Consider the following 5741-nt stretch of genomic DNA (forward strand, 5'->3'; position numbering starts at 1 on the left):
CGGATTCATCGGCCCGACCTTGGTGCCCGTGGTGCTGTTCCTCGGGCTCACGGTGGTGCTGTGGTTCGTCCTCGACCGCACCCGCTGGGGTCGCGCGCTCGCCGCCGTCGGCTCGAACCCGGAGGCCGCGCGCCTCGCCGGTGTCCGCGTCCGCGCCTACCGCGCCGCCGCGTACATCGGCTGCGGGATCCTGGCATCCATCGCCGGTCTCATCCTCGCCGCCCGCATCGGACAGGGCGACGTCTCGGCCGGCAACAGCCTGCTGCTGGATGCCGTGGCCGTCGCGCTCGTCGGCGTCTCGGTGCTGGGCATCGGGCGCCCGAACGCGTGGGGCACGGCGCTCGGCGCGGTGCTCGTGGCCGTGATGGTCACCGGGTTCTCGATGATGGGCCTGCCGTACTACATCCAGGACTTCGGGAAGGGCCTCGTGCTGCTCGTGGCCCTGCTGTTCAGCTTCACGTTCCGCCGTCGCAAGACCACCATCGTCGCCGGGAGCACCACCGCATCATGACCGTCCTCACCGACCAGCTGACCGTCGACACGGTCCCCGCGTACCTCGCCGCACGCCCGCACCTGTCGGGGCCGGTGGACCCGGCATCCATCGTGTCCGTGGACGAGGTCGGCGACGGCAACCTGAACCTCGTCTTCATCGTGAAGGATGCCGCGGGCAACGGCGTCGTCGTGAAGCAGTCGCTGCCGCACGTGCGCGTCGACCCCTCCTGGCCGCTCACGCGCGAGCGTGCGGCCCGCGAGGCCGTCGTGCTCGGCGTGCACGAGCGGATCGATCCGGCGCACGTGCCCGCGTTCCACGGCTTCGACGCCGAGAACCTGGCGCTCTCGATCGAGGACCTCAGCGACCACGCCGTCTGGCGAGGGGAACTCAACGCCGGGCGGCTGCACGCGTACGCGGCGGCGCAGCTCGGCGAGTACGTGGGAGCCGTGGGCTTCGCGACGAGCGCCTTCGGGACGCCCGGACCCGAGCGCCGCCGCGCGATCGCCGCCGCGACCAACCCCGAGCTGAGCGAGATCACCGAGGACCTCGTCTTCACCGAGCCGTACGTCGACCACGAGCACAACGGGTGGCTGGCAGCGAACGACGAGGACGTGCGGGAATTGCGCGCCGACCGGGCGTTCGTGCGCGAGATCGGCCTGGCGAAGCTGCGGTTCCAGGAGAGCACGCAGAGCCTGCTGCACGGCGACCTGCACACCGGATCGGTGTTCGTGCGGGCCGAGGGGGAGTCGGTGCGGGCGTTCGACTCGGAGTTCGGCACCTACGGCCCCACGGGCTTCGACCTCGGTGCCGTGTGGGCGAACCTCGTGATCGCCGCGGCCCGCGCGCACGTGCTCGGGCGTTCGCACGACGCCGAGGCGCTGCTGGCCCTCCCCGTCGAGCTCGTCGACGCGTTCGAGGCGGAGTTCCGCCGCCGCTGGCCCGAGCGCGTCGACCCGCGCGTGTACGGCGACGAGGTGCTCGAGCACACGCTCGCGGCCGTGCGATCGGATGCCGCGATCTACGGCGCCGCGAAGGCCGTGCGCCGCATCGTCGGGTTCTCGAAGGTCGCCGACATCCAGACGCTGCCCGAGCCCGAGCGCGCCGTCGCGGCACGTTTCGTGCTGCGCGCCGCCCGCACCCTCGGCACCGCGCGCCTCGACGACACCGATCCGCGCGCGCTCACCGCGCGGACCGCGGCGCTGCTCGGCTGACGCGGTTCGGTGCGTGGCGGCGCTGCTCGCCGCGGCTCCCGGGCGATCCTCCCGGCATAAACGCTGTGCGTCGGCGGAAACGCCCGCTCCGAGCGTTTCTGCCGAGCCGGAGCGTTTATGCGGGGCGCGCCGGGGCCGCAGCGCGGGAAGCGGTCACGGCGTCCGGGCCCCCGGCATCCGGGTGCTCCGGGCATGAACGCTGTGCGTTGGCGGAAACGCCCTCTCCGAGCGTTTCTGCCGAGCCGGAGCGTTTATGTCGGGCTGTTCGGGGCCGTAGCGCAGCCAGCCACCACGGCGGCCGTGGGGCGACGGATGCCGGGGCTCAGCGCGTGGCGACGGATGCCGGGGCTCAGCGCGTGGCGACGGATGCCGGGCTCAGCGCGTGGCGACGGATGCCGTGGCTCAGCGCGTGGCGACGGTGAAACGCAGCAGCCACTCGGCGATCTCGAGGTGGCGGCGGGCGGCGGCGATGTCCTCGCCCCACGCGTACATGCCGTGGCTCGCGACGATGAGCGCGGGGACCTCGGGAACCTCGGCCGTCGCAGGAACGTAGACCTCGTCGAAGCGGGCGGCCTCGACCGCCATGTCCTGATCGTTCGCGATCACCGGGATCGTGACGGTCTCGTCGTGCGCGCGATGGCCGATGCCCTTGAGCATCTCCATGTCGCGGATCTCGACGCCGGCCGGCCACCGGTGCCCCGCGACGACCGCGTCGAAGGCGTGCACGTGGAACACCGCGCCCGCGCCGGTGCGCGCGGCGATGTGCGCGTGGAGCCCCGCCTCGGCGGACGGTGGCCGCGGGTCGTCAGGGTCGATCGCCGCGCCGTCGGCGCCGATGAGCACGACGTCGCGATCGGTGAGCTCCGACTTGTCGAGACCGGATGCCGTGACCGCGAGCACGAGCGGATCCCGGTCGATCACGACTGACAGGTTGCCGGAGGTACCGCGCATCCAGCCGTACCCCGAGAAGCGCGAGGCTTCCGCGGCCAGAACGGCACCGGCCTCCTGCACGCGCGCGGTCAGGGGGAGGCTCACCGCGACAGCTCGATCTCGTCGAAGGATGCCACGGACGGCGCCGTGAACTCCGCGCCGTGCCAGGGCTCGCCGGCGCGGTCGAGCGCGACGACCTGCCAGCCGGCCGCGAGGGCCGCGGCGACCTCGTCGGGGTGATCGGTGAGGAACAGCGCGCGCCCCGGAGCGACCCCGAGCGCCGCCGCGATGCGGTCGTACGACCCGGACTCCTTCTTGGGCCCCGCGCTCACCGTGTCGAAGAAGTCCTCGACGAGCGGCGTCAGATCGCCCTGCGGTGCGTGGCGGAACCACGGCACCTGGGACGCGACCGAGCCGGACGAGTACACCGCGAGCCGGACCCCGGCCTCGCGCCACGCGCGCAGGCGCGGCGGAACGTCCTCGAAGAACTGCGAGTGGATCTCGCCGGCCGCGAAACCCTCCGCCCACAGGATGCCCTGCAGCGTCTTCAGCGGCGTCGACTTCACATCGGATGCCATGAGCTCGCGCAGCGCGTCGGCGACCTCGACGTCGGTGGCGTCGGCATCCAGTCCGGTCTCGGCGATCGCGTCGGCGCGGGCGGCGCGCACGGTGTCGTCGTCGCGGGTGAGCAGCGCGTCGAGCCGCGGGCGGGCGTAGTCGTAGAGGTCGCCGAGGATGAACCCGGCGGCGCTCGTCGTGCCCTCGATGTCGAGCACGACGACGTCGGCGGAGATGGCGGTCATTGCGGGTCCTCGTCGGGGGAAGCGGGTACGGAGCGGAAGGCGATGGTGTCGGGCTGCACGGTCGCGGCGACCGGGGCGGGCTCGGCGGGGGAGCGGCGGCGCCGGAGCGCGGGCGCGGGAGCCTCGGCATCCGGATCCGTCGCGAAGTGCTCGCCGACGTTCGCCGGCGCGAAGGTGCCGCGGCTCGTCGCGATGCGGGTCACGAGGCGCGGCGGCGTGACGTCGAACGCGGGGTACCACGCGTCGGTCACGAGCGGGCTCGCGGTGCGGTGCCCCAGGACCTCGAGCACCTCGCGCGGGTCGCGGTCCTCGATCACGACGTCGGCGCCCGTCGGAGCACCGGGATCGGGCGCCTCGACCATGGCGTAGTACGGGATGCCGAACGCCGCCGCCGCGGCCGCGTGCGCGAGCGTGCCCACCTTGTTCACCACGGATCCGTCGAGCGCGACGCGGTCGGCGGCGGTGACCACGGCGTCGATCGGTCCGGACCCGACGCCGCGCGGCGAGGCGAGGGCCGCCGCGGCCATGCCGTCGGTGATGAGCGTGACTTTCTGGCCGAGCTCGCGCAGCGAGTGCGCGGTCAGTCGCGCGCCCTGCAGGTACGGGCGGGTCTCGGTCGCGATCCATTCGATCTCGCGGCCGGCCTCGTGCGCGGCGGCGACGAGTCCGAACAGGTACGCGTCGGCCCAGCAGTGCGTCAGGATGCGCGGCGACTCCGGCAGCAGGGACAGCGTCGCGCGACCGAGACGCAGGCTGGCCTCGCGGTAGTCGCGGTCGACCGCGGCTGCCGTCTCGAGCGTGGCCGACACGAGGGCGTCGGTGTCGTCGGCATCGCGCCCGGCCGCGAGGATCCGGGCGACCGCATCGCGCGGGTGGGCGTTCGTCGGCCGGGCGGTGGCGAGGGCACGGCCCGCGCGGCCGAGCGCGGTGCGCGCCTCGCCGAGCGGTAGCCCGCGCGCCTGCAGCGCGGCCAGACCCATGCCGGCGGTCGCGGCGTACAGCGGCCCCGAGCTCTGGGTCACCATGTCGCGGATCGCCGCGGCGACCTCGTCGGGGGTCGTGGCATCCACCCATTCCACCCGCGCGGGGAACACGCGGCGATCGAGGATGCGGACGACACCGGCCGACTCGTCGAAGACGACGGAATTCTCGAGCGTGGCAGACATCGCGACGATTCTCCCACGCACCTGGCGACACCGACGGCGTCGGTGACGCCGCGCGACACGCCCGCTCCGTGATCCGCGCAACCTCAGTCCGATTCGGCCGGATGCCACTGACCCGGCGCGGAGCGCTGAGGTTGTGCCGCACCCGCCCGGCGGCTCGCGCGCCCCCGCGCCCGCGTGAGACAATGGCCACGGCGTGCCCGGACCGACCTTTCCCCGCACGGCGCGAGAGGCGCCGGTGGGTCGAAGGGCCACCGGGCCCGAGGACAGCGTCCGCCGCACCTTCTCCTGAGGAGCAGAGATGTCCGCGAACCCCACCGCCGCCCCCACCGAGACCGCAACGGTCGAGCGCGTGCAGCAGCACCGCCGGTACCTGATGTGCCGGCCCGAGCACTTCACCGTGAGCTACAGCATCAACCCGTGGATGGAGCCGTCGCGCCCCACCGACACCGCCCTGGCCCTGCGCCAGTGGCAGGCGCTGTACGACACGTACACCGAGCTCGGCCACGAGATCGAGCTCATCGACCCGCTCGAGGGCCTGCCCGACATGGTCTACACGGCCAATGGCGGGTTCGTCATCGACGGTGTCGCGTACGGCCCGAAGTTCCGCTTCCGCGAGCGTGCCGACGAGGCCCCCGCGTTCATCGACTGGTTCGCCGCCAACGGCTTCGAGGTCGCCGAGCCGGTCGAGGTCAACGAGGGCGAGGGCGACTTCCTGCTCGTCGGCAACACGATCCTGGCCGGCACCGGCTTCCGCTCCACCGGCGACAGCCACCGCGAGGTCGGCGAGGTGTTCTCGCGCGAGGTCGTGTCGCTGACGCTCACCGACCCGCGGTTCTACCACCTCGACACCGCGATCGCCGTGCTCGACCCGGTCGAGGGTCCCGGCGGCGTCGAGAAGGCCAACATCGCGTACCTGCCGAACGCGTTCGACGAGCGCAGCCAGGCGATCCTCCGCGAGCGCTACCCGGATGCCATCCGGGTGTCGGATGCCGACGGCGCGGTGTTCGGCCTGAACTCCGCCAGCGACGGCAAGAACGTCATCATCTCGCCGCGCGCGAAGGGCTTCGAGGCGCAGCTGCGCGAGCGCGGCTACACGCCCGTGCTGGTCGACCTGTCCGAGCTGCTCTCGGCGGCGGCG

The 5741-nt window shown here is 73.1% G+C and carries 6 protein-coding genes; 3 read left to right on the forward strand and 3 right to left on the reverse strand.

Annotated features, from left to right (window positions below; translation table 11 throughout):
- Nucleotides 1–511 (forward strand): ABC transporter permease (locus I5G_RS13215; RefSeq protein ID WP_022879480.1); only part of this gene is annotated, 511 nt, incomplete at its 5' end.
- On the forward strand, nt 508–1704 hold the full coding sequence (mtnK, locus tag I5G_RS22445; protein WP_022879481.1) for an S-methyl-5-thioribose kinase: 1197 nt from the start codon (nt 508–510) through the stop codon (nt 1702–1704). The genes I5G_RS13215 and mtnK, both read left to right, overlap by 4 nt.
- A gap of 402 nt (nt 1705–2106) precedes the next feature.
- Here the strand turns inward: mtnK and mtnB are convergent, their stop codons facing one another.
- From mtnB to I5G_RS22450, 3 genes are read right to left on the reverse strand one after another with little or no spacing between them, the layout of a single operon-like run.
- Nucleotides 2107–2739 carry a methylthioribulose 1-phosphate dehydratase gene (gene mtnB / locus I5G_RS13225; RefSeq protein ID WP_022879482.1) on the reverse strand — a complete coding sequence of 211 codons (633 nt, stop codon included), beginning with the start codon at nt 2737–2739 and terminating at the stop codon, nt 2107–2109.
- The gene (gene mtnC / locus I5G_RS13230; protein WP_022879483.1) at nt 2736–3437 is read right to left on the reverse strand and encodes an acireductone synthase; all 702 of its coding nucleotides are present in this window, start codon (nt 3435–3437) and stop codon (nt 2736–2738) included. Before mtnC ends, mtnB begins: the two co-directional genes overlap by 4 nt.
- Nucleotides 3434–4603 carry a methylthioribose-1-phosphate isomerase gene (locus I5G_RS22450; RefSeq protein WP_022879484.1) on the reverse strand — a complete coding sequence of 390 codons (1170 nt, stop codon included), beginning with the start codon at nt 4601–4603 and terminating at the stop codon, nt 3434–3436. Before I5G_RS22450 ends, mtnC begins: the two co-directional genes overlap by 4 nt.
- Nucleotides 4604–4901: 298 nt before the next feature.
- Here I5G_RS22450 and ddaH point away from each other — a divergent pair.
- The coding region (gene ddaH / locus I5G_RS13240) for a dimethylargininase (RefSeq protein ID WP_022879485.1) at nt 4902–5741 on the forward strand (840 nt) is incomplete at its 3' end.

The sequence above is a fragment of the Microbacterium sp. B19 genome, from assembly GCF_000333395.1.
In the GTDB taxonomy this organism is placed as follows: Bacteria; Actinomycetota; Actinomycetes; order Actinomycetales; family Microbacteriaceae; genus Microbacterium.

Coding starts and splice junctions, on each gene's coding strand:
- mtnK (WP_022879481.1), top strand. CDS start 508: ATGACCGTCCTCACCGACCAGCTGACCGTCGACACGGTCCCCGCGTAC.
- mtnC (WP_022879483.1), bottom strand. CDS start 3,437: ATGACCGCCATCTCCGCCGACGTCGTCGTGCTCGACATCGAGGGCACG.
- I5G_RS22450 (WP_022879484.1), bottom strand. CDS start 4,603: ATGTCTGCCACGCTCGAGAATTCCGTCGTCTTCGACGAGTCGGCCGGT.